Genomic DNA, 21,418 nt, shown 5'->3' on the forward strand with positions numbered 1-21,418 from the left:
TGATTCGCATCACAAAAACAAGCCTATTAACCAAAAGTTAAAATAGTTCGAGGTCTAATTTATTAAATAGTCACCTAAATGCGCAGTACAAAAAACAACCAGAATAAGACCATTTTCCATGCTGTTCATTTCTCAGAGAAAAATAGAAATCCAAAAAAAAGCGGCATGCTTTCGCATACCGCTTTTATCAATAATTTAATTGCTGATACTAGTTATTTTGATTTCTTAGAAACCGCCTTTGGACGAGGTTCATCCATCAAACCTTTTATCAAAGATACCGTTGCAACAAGCAAAACAATAGTAAATGGTAAACCAGTCGTCACCGCCATTGCTTGAGCAGCAGCTAGACCACCACCCAACATCAATGCAATCGCAACCAAACCTTCAAACGTACACCAGAACACGCGTTGTGGCGTTGGTGCATCGACCTTACCGCCCGCAGCAATAGTATCAATAACCAGTGATCCTGAGTCAGAAGAGGTAATGAAGAACACCACGACTAAGATAATGCCGACAAAAGATGTTATCTCAGCCAATGGCATAACATCTAACATGGCAAAAAGTTTTAAAGGTAGTTCTGCGTTAAACACCGCCTCGTAGCCATCATTAACGTATTGGCTAATTGCGTTACCGCCAAAAGCCGTCATCCATAACACACAAACTGAAGATGGGATAAGAATAACGCAAATAATAAACTCACGAACTGAACGACCGCGAGACACACGTGCGATGAACATACCCACAAATGGTGACCAAGAAATCCACCACGCCCAGTAAAACGCCGTCCAGCCTTGAGAGTAATTCACATCCTCTCGTCCAAATGGCATAGATAAGGCAGGGATATTAGCCACATAGGAAACGATGTTCTCGAAGAAACCAGTTAAAATCGCAATCGTCGGGCCAACAACAATAACAAATAGCAATAGCAGCGCTGCAAGACCCATGTTGATTTCAGATAAGATTTTCACGCCCTTATCGAGTCCAGCCACAACAGAGATTAAAGCGAGCGCAGTAATACCAATAATCAATATAACCTGCGTGGTATTGGTCATTGGGACATCAAACAGGAAGTTCAAACCCGTTGCGGCTTGAGACGCACCGTAGCCTAGCGATGTTGCTAAACCAAAAACCGTCGCTACCACTGCAAGAATATCGATAATATGACCAGTCCAACCCCATACACGCTCACCAAACAAAGGGTAAAAAATTGAGCGCATGGTGAGTGGCAAACCTTTGTTAAATGAAAAGATAGCCAGTCCAAGAGCCAAGAGCGCGTATATTGACCACGGATGAAGTGCCCAGTGGTAAATCGTCGCAGCCATCCCTAATGCTGAAGCTGCAGTTGCGTCGCCCTCTGCACCACCTAGCGGTGCCCAGTCAGTACGTACACCATTCTCAACGCTCACGCCACCAATTGCAGAACTAAAATGGGACATCGGTTCTGATACACCGAAGAACACAAGACCAATACCCATACCCGCAGCAAATAGCATTGCCAACCATCCAGCATAGGAGTAATCAGGTGTTGCTTCAGTACCACCGATTCGCACACGGCCCAATGGTGTGAAGATCAATCCGACACAGACAATGACAAAAATATTACCTGAAGCGAGAAAAAACCAGTCTAAATTGTGCAACAAACCCGCTCGTAGGTCTGCAAAAAACGGCTCTACCTGTTCTCGGAATAATAGTGTTATCACAACAAACATGACGATTGCTAAGCCAGAAATTGCAAAAACACGGTTGTGAATATCAAGGCCAAATGGGCCTACCTTTAGCGCAACGTTATCCTGACCAATTTGATAGTCAGTATCTATTGCGTTTACTTTTCCATCGGGGCGTTGAATGCCACCGTTATTATCGGTGCTCACGGATAATCTCCTTAAAAATACGTGACCAAGTTTAAATTACTTTCGTCGGAGTTCGAGTAATGAAACGTCTTCATCACTACCAAGCACATGTTCATAAAACATTGTTCTTATAAGCGGTTACTCAATCCGCCATCATAATCTTAAAGCCCCCCTATCTCTCATTGCATTTTATTGTTTTCACCATAAATAACGCCTATTGCCAAACCGAAGATATTGGCATGTTTCGATTAAAGTGATACTGCAGTTGTGCTTGAAACAGCTCCGCAGTTGCTAACGCATCCGTCAGGGCATGGTGAGGTTGATAAGCAGGGAGGCCATATCTTTCACGAGCGTGCCCTAATCGTACAGAACCGGGTTTCTTGCCTTTCAACTTATTGATAAAACCTCTGCATTCACGGCGTTGTATCGCATACTCAATATCTAACGTATCAACAACAGGAAACTGTATCCCCTCTCCGATGCTATTTAGCAAGGCGTTATTAAAGAACTGCCTTTCAATGTTCTTGTAGTGAACAAGTACCACTTTGCCTAACAACGCATCCAATATTTCACCCAAGATCTGAGACAGCTGCGGAGCGTTTTTAACCTCAGAGTCAGTGATACCGTGAATAATGACAGACTCGTGGTTTAACTCTCTGTTTGGGTTAACGACCCAATGAGCAGAACCATTACATTGAACACGATCAATAGTGAACGGCACAAGTCCGATCGTGAGAATGACATCCTCTTCCGAGTTCAATCCTGTTGTCTCAAAGTCTACCGAGACAAATGGCACTTGTTCAATTGGTGTTTCCCCATTTACCATCGGTGTCGAATAGTAGCGTTTGAGCCTCTCGTCTTTCGCTTCTTTAGCGAGTTGCTTGAACAACATTGACCACTCTGGCGTCTGGGATGTATCCAACAAGGGATGTTCTTTTTCTGCCTTTTTTGAGAACCACATCATTTGCTACTTCTCTGGTATCGAAACTTAATGAAGTTCTGTGCGTTACTTAGAATTTGAAATGCTGCTTTTAAGTTTCGACGTTCAAATTCAGACATGTTCTCCGGCTCAATGTTGTTGTCTGGCTCTTCTCCATTTTCTATATCAAGGGCTTGGTGACGAATTCGAACCATGTAGATTAGCTCCATCGCATCCCTTAAATCCAAACCTCGACCTTTCGGTAAAATGCCAGCATCATTAATGTCATCTAAACGGTCGAAAGAGTTTTGCGATCGCGAACCGATTGCCAGAGAATGCACCCGTATTAAATCGGCCAACGGAGCCGTCCCCCTTCGCTTCAAGTTAATCGAGTTGCGATGACGACCATCTTTCTCCATCACAAAGTCTTTGAAAAAGCCCAGTGGAGGCGTCCTACGTATTGCGTTATACGCCATACAAGCAAGAAAGCGGTTATTTCTTTTCGCTCGTCTCACAATAAAGCTGCTTAATTGCTCCGCCCATTTCACTCGCCCATGCACACCGAGGAGATCAAAAAAGATATTACTATTTAACAATCTCTCAGGGGTTGGATTGTCTATCCAGTTTCCAAAGCATTCTTCCCATTCTGCACGAGTTTTTCGCCATTCTGGGTTGGTAGCCATAATGTCTCCAGTACAATAAGCATAGCCGCATGCCGCTAAACCATCACAAACAAATTTAGCAAACTTTTCAAAGTACTCTCCGTGAATCTCAACGTCATAACTGTTATCGAGAATAAGCGCGTTATCTTGATCCGTTACAATTAACTGCTCATCCCTCGCCATTGAACCCATTGCGACTAAACAATAAGGAATGGGCGCAGGGCCAAACTCTTGCTCAGCTAATTCAGCGAGGCGTTGTTTGAAACTACTGCCTATAACCGACATGGCTCGACCAATCATGTGCGCGTTGGCATCTTCATTGACCATTCTTACGAAACAGTCTTTTACTTGTTCAGAAACCTGCTTGAGATCCTCGACACTGGTTTGCTGAAAAATAGAGCTCACTAGCAATAGGCTGTTCTGAGATTCATAACGAACGATGTCCGTCATGCCAATAATTCCTATCGGCTTTTTATCTTTTAAAATTGGTAAATGATGCACGTTGTAACGCAACATGGTTAACATGGCCTCAAACACATAGGCGTTATAATCCAATGAAACCACGTCATAACTCATGACCTCACTCACTGGAATATTGGTATCAATACCTTGAGCTAGTACGCGAATGCAAAGATCGCGATCAGTCAAAATTCCAAGCAGCTGTTCGTCATCTTCTTCTGTGAGCTCCTCTGTCGGGCGAATAATGAGCAGAGAGGTGACATTTTCCTCTGCCATTAGTATCGCAGCTTCCTGAATTGAAGCCGTTGCCTCCAGAGTTACTGGATCTCTTGCTAAGATTTTACGTGCCTTAGCGGTGGTAAAGTCATTGCTTTCGGATCGGCTAGATATTGCGCTTCGCAAACGCGCGCTATCTTCCAGTTCCATGTAGTCCGCAAAGTTTTCAAACTCATCACAAAGTTCATTGAAGATGTTTTCCGGAATACAGTAAACGAGAGTGTCTTCTATCGCTTTGGCTGGCATCCGTACGCGGTTGTTCATCAACAACCCCATCTGACCAAACAGTCCACCAGCATCAATCCTGTTATAGAGTTCACCTTTACGTCGATAAATCTCTACCGCCCCACTTCTCACCATATACAAGTCGCGGATCGTATCTCCGAAGTTAAGGATTTTTGTTCCTTGCCGAAAGTATGCAACCTCGGTATTGAGAGCAATTTTTCTAAGCTGCTCTTCAGGTAGGTCATCAAAAGGTGGGTACTGGCTAATGAAATTGAGCACTTCTAACTGTTCGGCTTCCATTTTTTATTCCATACGTTGCCTAAACTACAGCGATAAATATCACCCTGAGTGAAATCAAGCAATAAATAAATCTAAGGATAACAGTACCTAACCGATTTCACAGGACCAAGTCTTAACCAAAAATTAGAGCTCTAACCTTTTTATATGTAGAGTTCTAAGCTATCACGGCTCATATCTATGCAAGCGAGTTGAGTTGAAATGTACAAAAAAATTCAAAATAAATTCAACCCTACGTCAGGGCAACGTTACAGCGAATAAAAACACATCACAAGCAATTGTTTTAAATATAAAAAACAAGAATTGAACATACCTTGCTCAACGAATTCTCTATGCACGGCAGAACTAGTTAACCAACCCCCTTTCGTTGAAAGTTGAACTAAAATTAATTAGAGTACAAATCGTTAAACAGTTATAAACACACGAAAAAGGACAGATAACATGGATCCCATACTGGAAGTTAAGGGACTGTATAAAGTGTTTGGAGAAGACCCAGAGAGAGCCTTCTCGCTTATCGACAAAGGCGTCGATAAAGACGGTATTTTTGAACAGACAGGTTTAACAGTCGGCGTAAACGATGTATCTCTCACCATAAATGAAGGGGAAATTTTCGTAATCATGGGCCTTTCTGGCTCCGGGAAATCCACCCTTGTTCGACTTCTTAACCGGCTCATTGAGCCGACTAAAGGCAGTGTTTATCTCAAAGGAAGAGATATCGCCCACATCTCCGAAAATGAACTTCGAGAAGTTCGTCGTAATAATATCTCAATGGTGTTTCAAAGTTTCGCACTCATGCCACACATGACGGTGATTGAAAATGCCGCCTTTGGTTTAGAACTTGCCGGCATCGACGTTAATGAGCGTCAGAAAAGTGCCCTTTCCGCCTTAGAAAGAGTGGGTTTAGACCCTTATGCAGAATCTTTCCCTGACGAATTATCCGGTGGTATGAAACAGCGCGTTGGTTTAGCGAGAGCGTTAGCTTGTGATCCAGACATCCTATTAATGGACGAGGCGTTTTCCGCTTTAGACCCATTGATCCGTTCTGAGATGCAAGATGAGCTTATTCGTCTACAGAACGATGACAAACGCACAATTGTCTTCATTTCTCATGATTTGGATGAAGCAATGCGCATTGGCGACCGTATCGCCATCATGCAAAACGGTGAGGTTGTTCAGGTTGGTACACCTGATGAAATATTACACAGTCCAGCAAATGATTATGTCGAAGCGTTTTTCCGCGGCGTAAACATCGCAAGTGTCTTGACAGCAAAAGATATCGCGCGCAAGAAGCCAGCGGCTGTTTTTAAGAAATCGGAAAATGACGGTCCAGGCTCTGCGATGCAGATTCTGATGGATCACGACCGTGATTACGGCATTGTCGTCGATAAATCTAGCCGATATTCCGGCATCGTATCTCTTGATTCACTACGTTTGGCTCATAAAGAAAACCGTTCGTTAGCCAGTGCTCAATTACCGGATGAAGTTACTCTTCAGCCTGATCAGTCAATTAATGACATTTTGGGTCTGGTTGCTGGTGTTCCTTATGCCGTGCCTGTCGTAGATGAGAAAGGAACTTACTTTGGTGTCGTGACTAAATCACGTCTTCTACAAACACTAGATAAGGATTAACACGATGTCTTCAGAGCAAACTAACAATGATCCCTGGTCAAATACTGCTCCTGCGCAAGATGATCCTTGGTCGCAAGGTACAGAGGCCGCGCCAAGTAATGATTGGCTCAACTCAGAAACTGTAGAGCAAGCGCCATTCGATATTATGAACCCATTCCAAGATGCGGTTTTACCCCTCGATAGCTGGGTAGAATCCGGTTTGAACTGGCTGGTGGAACATGGTCGACCTGTTTTCCAAGCAATACGAGTTCCAATCGACTTTATTCTAACGTCGTTTGAAACTGCTTTGGTGTCTACACCTGCGCCTATAATGGTACTCATTTTATTTTTGCTAGCGTGGCAGTTTTCCAATGTAAAACTTGGTTTTTCTACTCTTGTATCCCTTGTTTTCATCGGCCTAATTGGTGCGTGGTCACAAGCGATGACAACGCTAGCACTGGTGTTAACCGCCGTTTTCTTCTGTTTGCTTATAGGGCTACCAATGGGGATATGGTTGGCAAGGAGCCAAACCGCTGCCAAATTTGTTAGGCCAATATTAGATGCAATGCAAACGACTCCCGCGTTCGTTTACCTTGTGCCAATTGTTATGTTGTTTGGTATTGGTAACGTTCCTGGCGTAGTAGTAACGATCATTTTCGCCCTGCCTCCCGTTGTGCGCCTGACTATTTTGGGTATTCAGCAAGTACCTGAAGAGCTTATCGAAGCTGGCCACTCTTTCGGGGCAAACAAAAAACAGATGCTTTATCGCATCCAGTTACCGTTGGCGTTACCAACCATCATGGCAGGTGTAAACCAAACCTTAATGCTGTCACTTTCTATGGTAGTGATTGCTTCAATGATTGCTGTTGGCGGCTTAGGCCAAATGGTACTTCGTGGTATTGGCCGACTTGATATGGGTCTTGCTGCCGTTGGTGGCTTAGGCATCGTTATTCTTGCGATTTTGTTAGACCGTATCACCCAGGTGTTAGGGGTTAATGCGGGCAACACTAAACTTCGCTGGTATCACACAGGTCCTGTTTCATACCTATTAAAACTGAAAACAAAGACGAACCAAGACGATCTAAAACTTAGGAGAAACATCAATGAATAATTCATGGAAGAAAGCGCTCTCTGTTGGAGCTCTAAGTACTATCGCATTTTCAACTTATGGTGTGGCAAGTGAACTACCGGGTGAAGGTGTCACTGTTCAGCCTGTTCAATCAACCGTTGCAGAAGAAACATTTCAAACGTTGATCGTAAACCGCGCACTTGAAGAGCTTGGTTACGATGTTAAACCGACCAAAGAAGTGGACTACAACGTAGGCTACACCTCTATTGCTAAAGGTGATGCTACTTTCTTAGCGGTTGGTTGGTTCCCTCTTCACGCCGATAAGTACACGATGTCTGGCGGTGATGATAAGTTCTTCCGTAAAGGCCAATACGTAAGTGGTGCTGCGCAAGGTTATTTGATCGATAAGAAAACCGCGGAAAAATATAACATCACGAACATTGGTCAGTTAAAAGATCCAAAATTGGCGAAGCTATTCGATGCAAACGGCGATGGCAAAGCGGACTTAACTGGTTGTAACCCAGGTTGGGGTTGTGAAATGGTTGTTGAGCATCAGTTGGATGCTTTCAAACTTCGTGACACAGTAACACACAACCAAGGTAACTACGCAGCGATTATCGCTGATACGATCTCACGTTACAAAAAAGGCGATCCGATTCTTTACTACACTTGGACACCGTACTGGGTAAGTGGCGTTTTAGTTCCAGGGAAAGATGTTGTGTGGTTAGAAGTGCCATTCTCTTCACTTCCTGGTGAGCGTAAGGACATTGATACGACACTAGAGAACGGTAAGAACTACGGCTTCGAGATGAACTCTATGCGCATCGTTGCCAATAAAGAGTTTACAGAAAACAACCCTGCTGCTGCAAAGCTGTTTGAAATCATCAAACTAAATATCAATGATGTTAGTGCTCAGAATATGATGATGAGCCAAGGTAAGAACAGCTCAGCGGACATCGAGTCTCATGTAAATGGCTGGATCAAAGCGAACCAGAAAAAGTTCGACGCATGGGTCGAAGAAGCGAAGAAAGCCGCAATGTAATCATGCCTTTATCAACCTCTAGAGCCAGTTGGTGTTATCAACTGGCTCTTTTTTTACACAAACGCCCCTCCCCCTTACATAGACATACCAACACTTACACTACTCGACCATAAACCCACATTATAATTCACGTTTATTTCACGCTTGCTTTGCTAAAAACAACACAACATAACAATTAAACTATTCGAATAAATATGAAAAACTTATCAAGGAGCTCTGTGTGGGGGCCTTTGCAGCCAATTGCTGCCTTTTCTTTGTTTTCGCTTCTATTTCTGTCTATCTCAAGAGTTTTTCTAGCTTTTTGGCAGATTGACCGTATTGACTCTCTAAACGACTTAATTTACATCCTAGGTCAAGGTTTGCGCGTAGATATTGCAACGCTTTGCTGGTTATTTATTCTTCCAGCACTGTTTTCAACCTTCATGCCATTAACCGGTAAGATGGGAGAGTGTTGGAAGCGAATATTACGCATATGGATGGTTTTAGGGCTTTGGGTGCTTGTATACATGGAGCTCGCAACAGCGCCATTCATTCAGGAATACGACCTACGTCCAAACCGCCTGTTTGTGGAATACTTAATCTACCCAAAAGAAGTCTTGAGTATGCTCTGGACTGGCTACAAATTAGAACTGTTTATTGGTGCGTTAGGTACAGTTTTAACCATCACTTTAGGTTGGAAGTGGAGTAAGAAACTGACCGATAAGGCGCAGCAGGTCAACTGGAAATGGCGACCACTATTGGCACTGTTCGTTGTTCTTTTTGGGGTTTCTGGTGCTCGCTCATCTTTAGGTCACCGCCCGCTAAATCCTGCTATGGTCGCCTTTTCTAACGATCCACTGCTTAACGACTTAGCACTGAACTCATCTTACTCATTGTTGTTTGCGGTTAATAGCATGAAGTCAGAAAAGAGTGCTGAGCAGTTCTACGGAAAAATGGACACTCAAAAGATGTTGGAATTAGTTCGCACTTCATCAACAAAGTCCGACTTCACCCCTTCATTACTCCCAACCATGAACAGTAACCCCGCGACTTACCAAGGTAAACATAAAAACTTAGTGATTTTGCTACAAGAAAGCTTAGGCGCCCAATTTGTCGGTGCTTTGGGTGGTTTGCCTCTAACACCAAACCTTGATGAACTCATGAAGGAAGGTTGGCAGTTCACACAAATGTACGCCACTGGTACTCGTTCTGTTCGTGGAATTGAAGCCGTAACCACGGGCTTTCCTCCATCTCCGTCTCGCGCGGTAGTGAAGCTGAGTAAAAGCCAAACGGGTTTCTTTACCATCGCGGACTTACTGAAAGCTCAAGGCTATCACACGCAATTTATTTACGGCGGTGAAGCCAACTTTGACAACATGAAAACTTTCTTCTTTGGTAACGGTTTTGATCAAATAGTAGAAGAAGACGATTATAACAACCCAAGCTTTGTTGGCTCTTGGGGTGTTAGTGATGAAGATCTATATAACAAAGCAAACGAAGAGTTTGAACGCCTTTCAAAAAGCGACAAACCTTTTTTTAGCTTAGTTTTTACGTCAAGTAATCATAGCCCTTATGAGTATCCAAAAGGCAAAATTGAGCCATACGATTCAGAATATATGACGCGTAACAACGCCGTTAAATATTCCGATTACGCTTTGGGCACTTTCTTTGAAAAGGCGAAAAAGTCATCTTATTGGGATGATACCATTTTCATTGTAATTGCAGATCATGATGCACGTGTTTCTGGCGCTAACCTTGTTCCAGTTAAGCACTTTCACATTCCAGCATTGATCCTTGGTAAAGGCATTCAACCACGTAAAGATGACCGCATAGCAAACAACATAGACATGCCGCCTACACTGTTATCTCTGATTGGGGTAGATGCTAAAACACCGATGATTGGTCGTGATTTAACGAAGCCACTGGCTCGCGAAGATGAACGCGCAATGATGCAATACGACAAAAACTTTGGTTATTTAACGCGCGACAATCTCGTTGTGCTTTCCCCTGGTGAAAAGATATCGACCCTGGCGTACGACTTTAAAGACCAAACCATGAAGCCGCTAGAGGTGGACGAATCTATTATCGAGCGTGCAAAAGCAAACGCATTATTTGCATCTAAAGCGTATCAAAACAACTGGTATTCTTCCAAACACACTCATTAATACCAATGATTCCGCTGATAAAAAGGAGCTAAACGGCTCCTTTTTCTTATTCTGTCACTTACCTTCGAGAATGTTCTACTGACAACTCCTGTCGTTCCTTTCCGTTAGATTGCCCCTACTATTTCTAATTGATTAAGGAACAAACCATGCTGACTATCAATTCATTCGTTCTCTACGTTGAGGACATCCACATAAGCCAAGTTTTTTATTCGAAACTGTTCGAACGCAAAGTCACGCAGTTGTCTCCAACCTTCGCCGCTATTCCACTGACCGAAGGCTTAACGTTGACACTCAAGCAAAGAGATAATCTTTCACCCTACAGCGGAATTAGAGGTGGTGGCACCGAGTTGTCTTTATCGGTGCCCAATAGTCATATGCTAGAGCGCATTTACAAGCGCTGGAAAGACCTAGGTGTTGAGTTTGTTCAACCACCAGCGACATCAGTGTATGGGTTAAATTTTATGGCTATCGATCCAGATAAGCATCGCATTCGCGTTTTCATAAATGAATAAAAATGCGTTAAAAATGCTTTTTACCCATTCCCAATGTGACTTCAATAAATTAGACTCAAGGAAACATCAAAAGCGGCGTAGTAATAAGAAGGAATGCCCATGAGCTCAAGTATGATCCTTAGCGAATCCCTAATCGAGAGCGGAAGAGATATCCCCCTCAAAGAACTGCTTTATGCAAAGCGCGTGCTGGATAACTACATGGCAGTAGCCAAAGAAAGTAGCCCGCTTGAGCTATTAACTGAGATGAAATCGGCAGCAAAGCAAGTAGAATACTTTACAACGACGAGTAACCCGTGTGAGGCTCGTAATGTCATCAGTCAGATGATTGATAAAATCGACACCGCGGAATCTTTTGCTTCGTTCAAAGCATTAGCAGGTAAGCCATCTCAAGCACTCAATGAACTAATTGAAGATCGAGCTCAGCTGATTAAACACGAACGAGAGCTCCTGCTCGCCTCAGGCTATGACGCCTCACGAATCTAATATACGCGACAGGCTAAAAGTCATAGCTAACAACGAAAAAGGATCTCTTAAAGAGCTCCTTTTGCTTTTCAAAACCGGATACAAAAGACTTAAAGGCCGATATCTTCCGTTATTGCTTTGATTTGTTTGAGGTCCATTTTATAGACTTCAATCATTTGATCGACCTGACTTAGTCGTGAATTAGCTTCATCATGTTTATCACACGCGTCCGACTTCACGTCCCAAGATTTGCCTTCTAAAAATACGTCACACTCTTTCTTGAGTTTCTCAATCTTAGGTAATAATTTCGACCGTTCTTTCTCGAGAGACTCTAATTCTTGCGAAATTTTTAGCTCTTTCTGGAATACTTCGCGGGACCGCTCAAACATAGTCGCTTGCATATCCGCTTGACGACTCAACTTCTCATTTTCTGACTTCGTCGTGTTGATCTTATCTGCCTGCTGCTTCAATTGAGACTCTAGTGACAAGTTGACCTTCTCGACCTCAGTCAACTGCTTTTGCAACTTCTTAAGTGCTTTCTGATGAGCTTCATCTTTCGCGGCGAGTAACTCACTAACTTGGTTTTGTATTTCTTGGTCAAGCGCCTCTTCACGCACTTTTACTTGAGATGCCAACTGGGTTTTATCTTGCGTTAGTGCTTGATACTTTTCTTCTAATACGTGGTAAGTCGATTCCCACTTGTTCGCAGTGACAACCGATCCAACAAGGCCACCAAATGCCAAGCCTAACACCGCAGCGATTGCGATATAGATATGCGTACGTTTGTCACGCTCTTCAATGACAACTACGTCGTCTTGCTCTTCCATTTTGTTCTGAGAACTCACCGTATACTACTCCAAGGACTCTTTTACTTTGCTAGCGGATCAATTCCGCAAACATAATTGATGCTGTATAAATCAGAAATGCGCCAATTAATGTTATAACGGTCGCTTTTTGGACTTTTTCATTGGTTCGATAACGAAACAGCACAAATGCTACTGCAATCAACACCGCAATGGCTAATAATCTGGTCATACCGCCTCCTTGTCCACTCATGAAAAACTGCCTAGGTCCGTAGACTGTTTCACAAAGATTCATTGTAACCCATTTATACGTACCATAAGGTCAACTTAGCGTAGATTTTAAAATAAGTGCTCCGATTTTCATCAATTTTGTGTTCTTAATTGAATAACTTATGTCGTAACGATCGAAACACATTTATCGTTCTGAAGTGTTTTTGGGTTCCATTCCCTAACCCAATAGATTTTATTTATGCCGTGACTCGCACAAAAAGATTGGCAAACATACCTTCATGAAAATAGATGAGGTTATTTCATTGAAAATAAATTGACATAGGGTGTTGAAATGGACCAAAAACATGATAGAGTTCACACGTTAATGATGACCAGCATCATTAACTAACCTTTACTCATTTAATTGAGTAATTGTTCCGATGAAGACTGCAGGAGAGTGGTTATTAATCAAATTTTAACATTTGATTAGCATAACTCGCCGAAGAATTAACTATTTCAGGTGCTACCTAGGTAGCGGGGACTGTAGTTGGAGGAACCTCTGGAGAGAACCGTTAAATCGGTCGCCGAAGGAGCAAGTCTTGCACTCACGCAAGGTGAAACTCTCAGGCAAAAGGACAGAGGAGTGGAAAGTTACAACCTAACTATTTTGGCTTGGCCTTCCCGCCTACAACCAATAGCTTAGTTCTTTTAGAGATCGTTGATCTCGTCCTTTCCCTCTTCTCCTTATTAGTTGTTTTATTAAGGGGAAATCATGAACAACCTACAATCTTTACTACAAACCATCGATAATTTTGTCTGGGGTCCACCGCTGCTTATTTTGCTAGTAGGTACAGGTGTTTACTTCACTTTTAGCCTTGGCTTGATCCAGTTTAAACACCTCCCTACAGGGCTAGCGATGGTATTCAGTAAAGATAAGTCATCTAATACTCAAGGTGACGTTTCTAGCTTTGCAGCTCTTTGTACTGCGCTCTCAGCAACAATTGGTACTGGTAACATTGTTGGTGTTGCCACAGCAATCAAACTCGGTGGACCAGGCGCTCTATTCTGGATGTGGCTCGCTGCCCTTTTCGGAATGGCGACTAAATACGCCGAATGTTTGTTGGCGGTTAAGTACCGAAGAGTCGATGATAAAGGCCAAATGATTGGTGGCCCAATGTATTACTTGCAATACGGTGTTGGCTCAAAAGCTCTCGCGATCATGTTTGCAGTGTTTGCTTTGGGTGTTGCTTGTTTTGGTATCGGTACGTTTCCACAAGTAAACGCGATTCTGGATGCAAGTGAGATATCTCTTGGTGTTAACCGTGAGCTATCTGCCTTTGTACTAACTCTTTTGGTTGCTTTCGTAACTTTGGGTGGCATCAAATCCATTGCTAACGTTGCAGGAAAAGTGGTTCCTACCATGGCTGTATTTTATGTGTTGGCGTGTTTAAGCGTGATCATCATGAATGCAGACCAATTGTTCAATGCCGTTGAATTAGTGCTGGTTTCAGCCTTTACATCAACAGCAGCGACTGGTGGTTTTTTAGGTGCAAGCATCATGCTGGCAATCCAATCAGGTATCGCTCGCGGTGTGTTCTCAAATGAATCAGGTTTGGGTAGCGCGCCTATGGCAGCAGCAGCAGCGAAGACAGACTCTTGTGTTAAACAAGGCCTAATTTCAATGACGGGTACCTTTTTCGATACCATCATTATTTGTACCATGACAGGCCTTGCTCTAATCCTGACCGGTGCATGGCAAAGTGACCTAGCAGGCGCCGCGATGACGACTCATGCTTTTGCGGTGGGTTTAAATGCAGATACATTTGGCCCTATGCTCGTCTCAATCGGTTTGATGTTCTTCGCTTTTACCACCATTCTTGGTTGGAACTACTACGGTGAGCGTTGCGTTGTGTTCCTGTTCGGAACTAAAGCTGTGCTTCCATACAAACTGATTTTCGTTGGCTTGGTGGCATCTGGTGCATTCCTTCACCTCGATATGATTTGGCTACTGGCTGATATCGTAAACGGTCTGATGGCAATTCCTAACCTGATTGGTTTGATCGCACTGCGTCACGTCGTACTGGCAGAAACCAAACTGTTCTTTAGCTCAACATCGCAATCAGGTGAAGTTGAAGCAGTGAAAGCTTAGTGAAACGACAGCTGTTCGGTCACAAACTACCAGTAACGGAGAGCAAAGCACATTAGAAATGGTAAAAACATAAAGCCCGCTATTATTTAGCGGGCTTTATTTATCTTCGGTTAAATGGTTAATCTCTCAACCATTGATGCTCAACGTTTTCTCCACGTTCTTCAAAAAACTTCGCATTTTTTTGCTTGAATTGATCCGCTTTCAACTCTGATAGCGGCCAGTCTAAAAATGCTTCTGTTACAAACGAGTCGCCGACACCAACCTCAATCGATTCCAGATGTTTCCCGATGTAGCGATAAAAGTAGCCTTGCCCAAACGCATCGCACACCATAGGTACATGCCTGACACGTTGATGATTGACAGAGACCGAAGCCCAAGTCGTCGTTTTAGGTTTACAGGTTTGCTCTTTTACAACGTCGACCTCAAATTTATTGTCCATAGTTGTCGAAACAAAAACGACAATAGCGTCATGCAAATACACACGCCTGAGCAATAACTGTTTAGTGTCTTGAGCTCGCGTTTGTTGTATTCCATTAGCAAAAGGCTCGAAGTAGCCCCAGTGCCAAGACCAGATCATGCCGCGTTGCGCAAACTGTACTTGTGGCCACGTATGCCAAGCAACAGCGGCACCTATCCCCACAATAAATACAGCGAGTAGTATCAACAATCGATAAATATTAAGCATTAAACGGGTTTTTCAATTAATAACTTCACACCAAGTGCGACTAATACTGCGCCCGTCGCGCCTTCCATCCACTTCATAAAGCTTGCATTCTTTAGTAGATTTTTAGCCGAGTTAAGCGCGCCAGCTAAACCACACTGCCAAACCATCGCAATAGCAAAGTGTACAGATGCCATCATCATTGATTGAAGCAAGGGTGAACCTTCTGGATTCACAAACTGTGGCAAGAAAGCCAAATAGAAGACCGCCGTTTTCGGGTTCAAGACGTTAGAAAGAAAGCCCTCTCTAAAAGAGCGCTTACCATTAAACACTTCGTGAATCTGCTCGGTCACGGTCAATCCATCTTTCGACGACATTAGCGCTTTTAAACTGCTCAAACCAAGCCAGATAAGATAAGCTGCGCCAATCATTTTTACGATTTGGAACAACTCTGCAGATTGCGCAAGAATCGCCGAGATACCAACCGCAGAAAAAAAAGCATGTACGAATAAGCCAAAGCAAATCCCTAGACTGGTTGTACATCCATCTTTTAGGCCCGATCGGCTAGTGTTACGGATAACAAGTGCAGTATCTAAACCTGGCGTTAACGTTAAAATCGTAATGGCAATAATAAATGCCTCGAAATTCAAAATATCCATATTATCGTGATAATTAATTGTCAATCCTTCATCAATACCGCCAATCCACAAGATTCGCAAGCTTCTTTTTTAAGAGAGCTATACAACTGGGTGAGTTTATGGACAATGGGTTGGAGTTAATTGTTAATTATTAGTAAATTAACGCAGGTTGCTTAGTGCAACACCATATGAAGGACCCGTTATCGGGTGTTTAGGGAAAGAACAAAAGAATAAGAGTAGTCACATGAACGCATTTACAAAACTCGTTGAACATTCCAAAAAAGTGGCAAATTTTGAGCATCTATCTGCCATCATAGATTGGGATCAAGCAGCGGTCATGCCACCTGGTGGCGCTGAAGCACGATCGAATGCCACGGCAGAGCTCGATGTACATATCCATTCTTTAATGACTCAACCGCACTTGGGAGAGCTTTTCGCTCAGGCAGAAGAAGAGACGCTGTCTACAAAAGAAAAATCTATCCTAAGAGAAATGAAGCGTGGGTGGCAGCAAGCTAACTTACTACCAGAATCATTAGTTCAAGCTCAATCTCTTGCTGGCTCCAAATGTGAACATGCATGGCGTACGCAACGTGGAGAAAATGACTGGGCTGGTTTTGAAAAGAACTGGGCTGAAGTCGTAAAGCTATCGCAGGAAGAAGCGCAAATTAGAGCCGAAGCAAATGGCACGACTCCTTATGATGCCATGCTCGATGTTTATGAACCTGGCACAACGTCTGCGTCGTTAGACATTCTTTTTGCTGACGTGAAAACCTGGCTTCCTACTTTGATCGATGAAGCGCTTGAAAAACAACAATCAGACAACATCTTATTGCCAACTGCACACTACCCTGCGGAAAAGCAAAAAGCGCTCGGTTTGGAAGTCATGAAACTGCTTCAATTCGATTTTGAACACGGTCGACTTGATGAGAGTACCCACCCATTTTGTGGCGGTGTACCGACAGATGTGCGTATTACGACACGTTATAATGAAAACGAGTTTGTCCAATCATTGATGGGGATTGTCCACGAAACTGGCCATGCTCGATACGAGCAAGGGCTACCAAAAGATTTATCAGGAACACCCGCGGGAGAAGCTCGCTCTATGGGTATTCATGAATCACAATCACTCTTCTTTGAAATGCAAATAGGACGAAGCAGCGCGTTTATCGATCACCTCGCTCGACTGGCTTCTAACCATTTTTCTGGTAGTGAATTCGAAAAAGACAATTTAGCCAAAATTTACACTCGCGTAGAAAAAGGCTTTATTCGCGTAGATGCTGACGAACTCACATATCCTGCTCACGTTATTCTTCGATATGAAATTGAGCGAGATCTCATGAACGGCGTAATCAAACATACAGATGTACCAGAACTCTGGAACGAAAAGATGAAAGCGTACTTGGGGCTATCAACCGAAGGAAACTTCAAAAATGGCTGTATGCAAGATATCCATTGGACAGATGGAAGTTTTGGCTATTTCCCGTCCTACACGCTCGGTGCGATGTACGCTGCACAATTTATGGCAGCAATGAAACAAACCGTCGATGTAGATGCGGTTATTCGTTCTGGCGACTTAGCTCCGATATTCAATTGGCTCTCGGAAAACATCTGGAGTAAAGGTAGCTTATTCACCACTGATGAGTTGGTAAAACAAGCCACGGGTGAAACACTGAATGCTAAACACTTTCAAGCTCACCTAAAAGATCGCTACTTATAAAGCGAAAAGAATAGAAAGTAAAAGCCCAAGGTTCGTACGTTCCTTGGGCTTTTTGTAGGCTCTCTATGTGTTATGCCAAGCTAGGGATGAGCCTAGGCTTGTACAAACAGTCCTCACCCTCTGGTCTAGTTTTAAACCGACGATGAAGCCACATATACTGACTCGGACTTGCCATGATTGATGTTTCAACTATTTGATTCACGAATGCGGCGGCGCGTTGATGATCCTCTTTCGGGAAACCTTCGACGGGCGCACTAATGGTTAGGGTATAGTGTCCGTCTTTTCCTCTTACCATCGTAAAAGGCACAATGGCGCAATCTGTAGAATCAACCAACAAACTTGTACCTGTCGTAGTACAAGCATTTTTAACGGCAAATAACGGTGCAAATGTCGAGCGTCGGTTACCATAATCGTGGTCCGGTGCATACCAAACCCGCTCACCCGTTTTAAGTGCTTCAAGCATGGCTTTGACGTTTTTACGATCAATCAGTGTACGATTAGAGCGAGAGCGTCCCTTATACTGAAAATAATCAAAGCACGGATTATTGTTTGGGCGATAAACACCGGTTCCAGACTTTTTAATGCCAAAAGCTCGAGCACCTAACTCTAGATTCATTGAGTGTACGGCCAACATTAATGCACCTTTGCCTGACTTCTCTAAAGCCTCTAGATGCTCCATGCCTTTTATCGTGACGTGTTTGTTTACCCGTTTATCTGACCAAAACCATGCCATTGCGGTCTCAAAAAGTGCGATGCCAGTATTGTCGATGTTGTCTTTTAGAATTGCTTCGCGTTGGCATTTTTCCATATGAGGGAAGCAAAGCTCAAGATTGCGTCTGATCGTAACTTGACGTTTTCTCATGAGTCGCATAGCTAAACGACCAATGTTGCGTCCCAAAGCTAGTTGAACTTTAAAAGGAAGGAGGCTAAGTAAGTACATCACGCTAATGATAATTAACGTTCCCCAGTAACGAGGCAAAAGAAATTCGGCCTTGAATGCAGGCTTTTTGTATTTGTTCATGTAAGTATTGTCAGATGTGCCCATCTATAAGTGATAAAAACAATGATAATGGACTGCACTTTTATCATTGATAACGCTAATAACATAAATTAAAGCGCGCGGATTCTATGGTTCTTCGACACACTACACAATAAGAACTTTGCAGAAATATGTAGGGAATGAAAAAGCAGTGAAGATGAGTCGCCACGTTAACATCTATCGGAGTGATTTATCTACTGCCCTTTCCTAAAGTTTGAAGAAACATAACTTTGTATTTTCAATGCGCTAAATAATGCCTGTTTTTCAATCACATAATGCGACCGTGATGAATGCAACAATAAGACATCATATCAATACTCGCCATTAGCGATTGAATTTGCACTAAAAAGCCGCAGCAATTTCTCGCTGCGGCTTCTTATTCACTTAACAAGTAGAGTGGCGTTATTCGTACCCTACTGTTTTGGATAATAAATTTACGATCAACACACCAGCGATGATAAACCCAATACCAACTAGGGCTGGTAAGTCTAGACGCTGTCCGTAAACAAAGTAACCAACCGTCGCAACCAAAACGATCCCAGCACCACTCCATATGGCATAAACAACCCCGACAGGCATTGTTTGCACTGTGACGGAAAGCAAGAAGAAAGCGATGCCGTAACCAATCAAAACGACTGTGCTCGGCATTACTTTCGTAAATTGCTCTGTTTTGGGAATATAAGAAGTGGCAATCACTTCACATACAATCGCTATCGACAGCGCCAACATTGGTGGCATAGAGACAAGCATTTTGAACATAAGGCATTAACGCTCAACAGAAATGTAACCGACAACATGTCCGGATAATTAGGCCGCGCATTATACCCAACTCATCTCACGATGGAATACCACTAACGATGTTTACACACCATCACTTTCGCTTACTTTTTGATGACCAGGTGAAAGGCTGACGTTTTGGTGCTGACGAGAAATTTCAAAGTAGATATGCATATCAATCGGCTCAGGTGTATTGAGTAGCATCTTACCTACTTCACGTTGGAAATGACCATAATTACCTAGCTCATCCGTTAGTTCTAGGAGCTCGTAAGAGGCTTCATCGGCAAACATTCCATACGCATACTGATAATGACTGATATCCTTGCTCTTATCATAACCCAGCTTTTGAAGAGCTTGATCAATCTCTTCCGGCGTATAAATGTCTTTATCACCAAACGAATGCAGTAGCACGCAAGGAACTTCTTGAGCGATGCTCTGAATCTTTGTCTTTCTCTTGAAAATACCGAACATAATGTCCTCCACTGACGATGTTTCCAAACATGCACATTAATGCAAAATGGTGAGCTGATTGTTTTTAGTATGGCTCATTAATTTGAGACTTCCTTACTACGAAGTCACCTTCACATATTAACGTGATCGCATAATTACCAGCAAATAGTACACACTGCGTTTCAAACCTATCTCATCAGAAACTCTGCTTTAGTCACAATTGTGTGACAACCCCGAGTACGGTTTACCATAATGTAAAGAGTAGATTGAAAAGTCGGATTTCGTATCGACATCTAAACTTAATTAAGTTAGCTTTAGAAGTATAGACGTCTAGATTGACTATGCTTAGGGAGAGAAAGTCGTGCCAATTAGAATTCCAGATCAATTACCAGCTACCGATGTATTAAGGACAGAAAACATCTTCGTGATGAGTGAAACGCGTGCAGCGAGTCAGGAAATACGTCCTTTAAGAGTGCTGATCCTTAATCTGATGCCAAAAAAAATAGAGACTGAAACTCAGTTTCTGCGTCTACTCTCAAACAGCCCACTACAGGTTAACGTCGAATTACTGCGCATTGATAACCGCCCGAGTAAAAATACGCCAACTGAACATTTAGACACGTTTTATCGCCAATTTGAAATGGTGCGAGATAAAAACTTCGATGGCATGATCATTACTGGGGCTCCATTAGGTTTGGTGCAATTTGAAGATGTCATTTATTGGGATCATCTCAAAACCATCATGGAGTGGGCAAAAGATCATGTGACATCCACTCTTTATGTTTGCTGGGCTGCGCAAGCAGGACTAAAGCTACTCTACGATCTACCTAAAAAAACGCGTAAAGAAAAACTTTCAGGCGTGTATCACCATCAAATCCATCATCAGTTTCACCCTATCTTACGCGGATTTGATGACACGTTTTTGGCTCCTCACTCGCGTTACGCAGATTTTTCGCCTCACTTTCTAGAAGAGCATACTGACTTAGACATTTTAGCGACATCGGATGTCGCAGGTGTGTACTTGGCCACCACAAAAGACAAGCGCAATGTCTTTGTCACAGGACACCCTGAGTATGATTCTCACACTTTACATAATGAATATATCCGAGATTTAAGCGAAGGTATGGAGCCCGCTATTCCTGTCAACTATTACCCAAACAACAACCCAGATAACCCACCAATTGCAAGCTGGAGAAGCCATGGACACCTTCTCTTTTTAAACTGGCTGAACTACTGTGTTTATCAGCAAACACCGTACGACCTCGAGCACTTCAGTGAAGATGCTTTCACTAAAGACGATTAGCTTCAAAATAAGCAAACAAAGCACTCATCATTACCGAAATGTAATATGTGAACCAAGCCGCCATATGGCGGCTTTTTCATAACAGTTTGCAAACCTGATCGCATAGTGTTTTTTCCTCAATAGGTTTTTGCTAAGTAATTCATATC

General features: G+C 43.0%; 19 protein-coding genes and 1 riboswitch. Of the genes, 9 read left to right on the plus strand and 10 right to left on the minus strand.

Annotated features, from left to right (window positions below; translation table 11 throughout):
- Positions 1–212: 212 nt before the first annotated feature.
- The 3 genes from R7Z41_RS18850 to R7Z41_RS18860 form a co-directional block, all read right to left on the minus strand.
- Positions 213–1,871 carry a BCCT family transporter gene (locus R7Z41_RS18850; protein ID WP_005377772.1) on the minus strand — a complete coding sequence of 553 codons (1,659 nt, stop codon included), beginning with the start codon at positions 1,869–1,871 and terminating at the stop codon, positions 213–215.
- Between the two features lie 193 nt (positions 1,872–2,064).
- Complete coding sequence (locus R7Z41_RS18855; protein WP_225478177.1) at positions 2,065–2,814, minus strand: 3'-5' exonuclease; 750 nt, start codon at positions 2,812–2,814, stop codon at positions 2,065–2,067.
- Complete coding sequence (locus tag R7Z41_RS18860) at positions 2,811–4,691, minus strand: DUF294 nucleotidyltransferase-like domain-containing protein (protein ID WP_225478176.1); 1,881 nt, start codon at positions 4,689–4,691, stop codon at positions 2,811–2,813. Before R7Z41_RS18860 ends, R7Z41_RS18855 begins: the two co-directional genes overlap by 4 nt.
- Positions 4,692–5,129: 438 nt before the next feature.
- Here R7Z41_RS18860 and proV point away from each other — a divergent pair, with 438 nt between their 5' ends.
- The 6 genes from proV (at position 5,130) to R7Z41_RS18890 (ending at position 11,546) form a co-directional block, all read left to right on the plus strand.
- Positions 5,130–6,317 carry a glycine betaine/L-proline ABC transporter ATP-binding protein ProV gene (gene proV / locus R7Z41_RS18865; protein ID WP_005377777.1) on the plus strand — a complete coding sequence of 396 codons (1,188 nt, stop codon included), beginning with the start codon at positions 5,130–5,132 and terminating at the stop codon, positions 6,315–6,317.
- 4 nt (positions 6,318–6,321) lie between these two features.
- Positions 6,322–7,407 (plus strand): glycine betaine/L-proline ABC transporter permease ProW, encoded by a 1,086-nt coding sequence (proW, locus tag R7Z41_RS18870; RefSeq protein ID WP_005377778.1) that lies wholly within the window; start codon positions 6,322–6,324, stop codon positions 7,405–7,407.
- Complete coding sequence (proX, locus tag R7Z41_RS18875) at positions 7,400–8,407, plus strand: glycine betaine/L-proline ABC transporter substrate-binding protein ProX (RefSeq protein WP_005385703.1); 1,008 nt, start codon at positions 7,400–7,402, stop codon at positions 8,405–8,407. The genes proW and proX overlap by 8 nt, the downstream gene beginning before the upstream one ends.
- Before the next feature lie 194 nt (positions 8,408–8,601).
- Positions 8,602–10,551, plus strand: a complete 1,950-nt coding sequence (locus tag R7Z41_RS18880; protein WP_318136394.1) for an LTA synthase family protein — start codon at positions 8,602–8,604, stop codon at positions 10,549–10,551.
- A gap of 146 nt (positions 10,552–10,697) precedes the next feature.
- Complete coding sequence (locus R7Z41_RS18885) at positions 10,698–11,063, plus strand: VOC family protein (RefSeq protein ID WP_005377781.1); 366 nt, start codon at positions 10,698–10,700, stop codon at positions 11,061–11,063.
- A 99-nt stretch (positions 11,064–11,162) separates the two neighbouring features.
- Entirely contained in the window at positions 11,163–11,546 is a 384-nt protein-coding gene (locus tag R7Z41_RS18890; RefSeq protein WP_005377782.1) for a hypothetical protein, read from the plus strand.
- An 89-nt stretch (positions 11,547–11,635) separates the two neighbouring features.
- Here the strand turns inward: R7Z41_RS18890 and R7Z41_RS18895 are convergent, their stop codons facing one another.
- A complete protein-coding gene (locus R7Z41_RS18895; RefSeq protein ID WP_017820934.1) occupies positions 11,636–12,370 on the minus strand; it encodes a chromosome segregation ATPase in 735 nt (244 codons plus the stop codon).
- 31 nt (positions 12,371–12,401) lie between these two features.
- Positions 12,402–12,560 carry a hypothetical protein gene (locus tag R7Z41_RS18900; protein ID WP_005377784.1) on the minus strand — a complete coding sequence of 53 codons (159 nt, stop codon included), beginning with the start codon at positions 12,558–12,560 and terminating at the stop codon, positions 12,402–12,404.
- Positions 12,561–13,087: 527 nt separating this feature from the next.
- Positions 13,088–13,187: riboswitch (glycine riboswitch) on the plus strand.
- Positions 13,188–13,310: 123 nt separating this feature from the next.
- On the opposite strand from R7Z41_RS18900, the gene R7Z41_RS18905 reads away from it, so the two are divergent.
- Entirely contained in the window at positions 13,311–14,687 is a 1,377-nt protein-coding gene (locus R7Z41_RS18905; RefSeq protein ID WP_225478174.1) for an alanine/glycine:cation symporter family protein, read from the plus strand.
- 118 nt (positions 14,688–14,805) lie between these two features.
- Here R7Z41_RS18905 and R7Z41_RS18910 read toward each other — a convergent pair whose 3' ends face one another.
- Entirely contained in the window at positions 14,806–15,372 is a 567-nt protein-coding gene (locus R7Z41_RS18910) for a threonine transporter RhtB (RefSeq protein WP_318136395.1), read from the minus strand.
- Positions 15,372–16,007 (minus strand): LysE family translocator, encoded by a 636-nt coding sequence (locus R7Z41_RS18915; RefSeq protein ID WP_017820932.1) that lies wholly within the window; start codon positions 16,005–16,007, stop codon positions 15,372–15,374. Before R7Z41_RS18915 ends, R7Z41_RS18910 begins: the two co-directional genes overlap by 1 nt.
- A 223-nt stretch (positions 16,008–16,230) precedes the next feature.
- Here R7Z41_RS18915 and R7Z41_RS18920 point away from each other — a divergent pair, with 223 nt between their 5' ends.
- A complete protein-coding gene (locus R7Z41_RS18920) occupies positions 16,231–17,703 on the plus strand; it encodes a carboxypeptidase M32 (protein ID WP_005377788.1) in 1,473 nt (490 codons plus the stop codon).
- 70 nt (positions 17,704–17,773) lie between these two features.
- Here the strand turns inward: R7Z41_RS18920 and R7Z41_RS18925 are convergent, their stop codons facing one another.
- From R7Z41_RS18925 to R7Z41_RS18935, 3 genes are all read right to left on the minus strand, one after another.
- Positions 17,774–18,724: an LpxL/LpxP family Kdo(2)-lipid IV(A) lauroyl/palmitoleoyl acyltransferase gene (locus R7Z41_RS18925; RefSeq protein WP_085569628.1), complete on the minus strand. Its 951-nt coding sequence runs from the start codon at positions 18,722–18,724 to the stop codon at positions 17,774–17,776.
- A gap of 420 nt (positions 18,725–19,144) precedes the next feature.
- Positions 19,145–19,480: a DMT family transporter gene (locus tag R7Z41_RS18930; RefSeq protein ID WP_169644527.1), complete on the minus strand. Its 336-nt coding sequence runs from the start codon at positions 19,478–19,480 to the stop codon at positions 19,145–19,147.
- A 123-nt stretch (positions 19,481–19,603) separates the two neighbouring features.
- Positions 19,604–19,990, minus strand: coding sequence for a DUF6559 family protein (locus tag R7Z41_RS18935; RefSeq protein ID WP_005377791.1), 387 nt, complete (start codon positions 19,988–19,990; stop codon positions 19,604–19,606).
- Between the two features lie 340 nt (positions 19,991–20,330).
- Here R7Z41_RS18935 and metA point away from each other — a divergent pair, with 340 nt between their 5' ends.
- Positions 20,331–21,272 (plus strand): homoserine O-acetyltransferase MetA, encoded by a 942-nt coding sequence (gene metA, locus R7Z41_RS18940; RefSeq protein WP_158159640.1) that lies wholly within the window; start codon positions 20,331–20,333, stop codon positions 21,270–21,272.
- Positions 21,273–21,418: the final 146 nt, after the last annotated feature.

Source organism: Vibrio sp. 1457, from assembly GCF_033340195.1.
GTDB classification, from domain to species: Bacteria; Pseudomonadota; Gammaproteobacteria; order Enterobacterales; family Vibrionaceae; genus Vibrio; species Vibrio alginolyticus.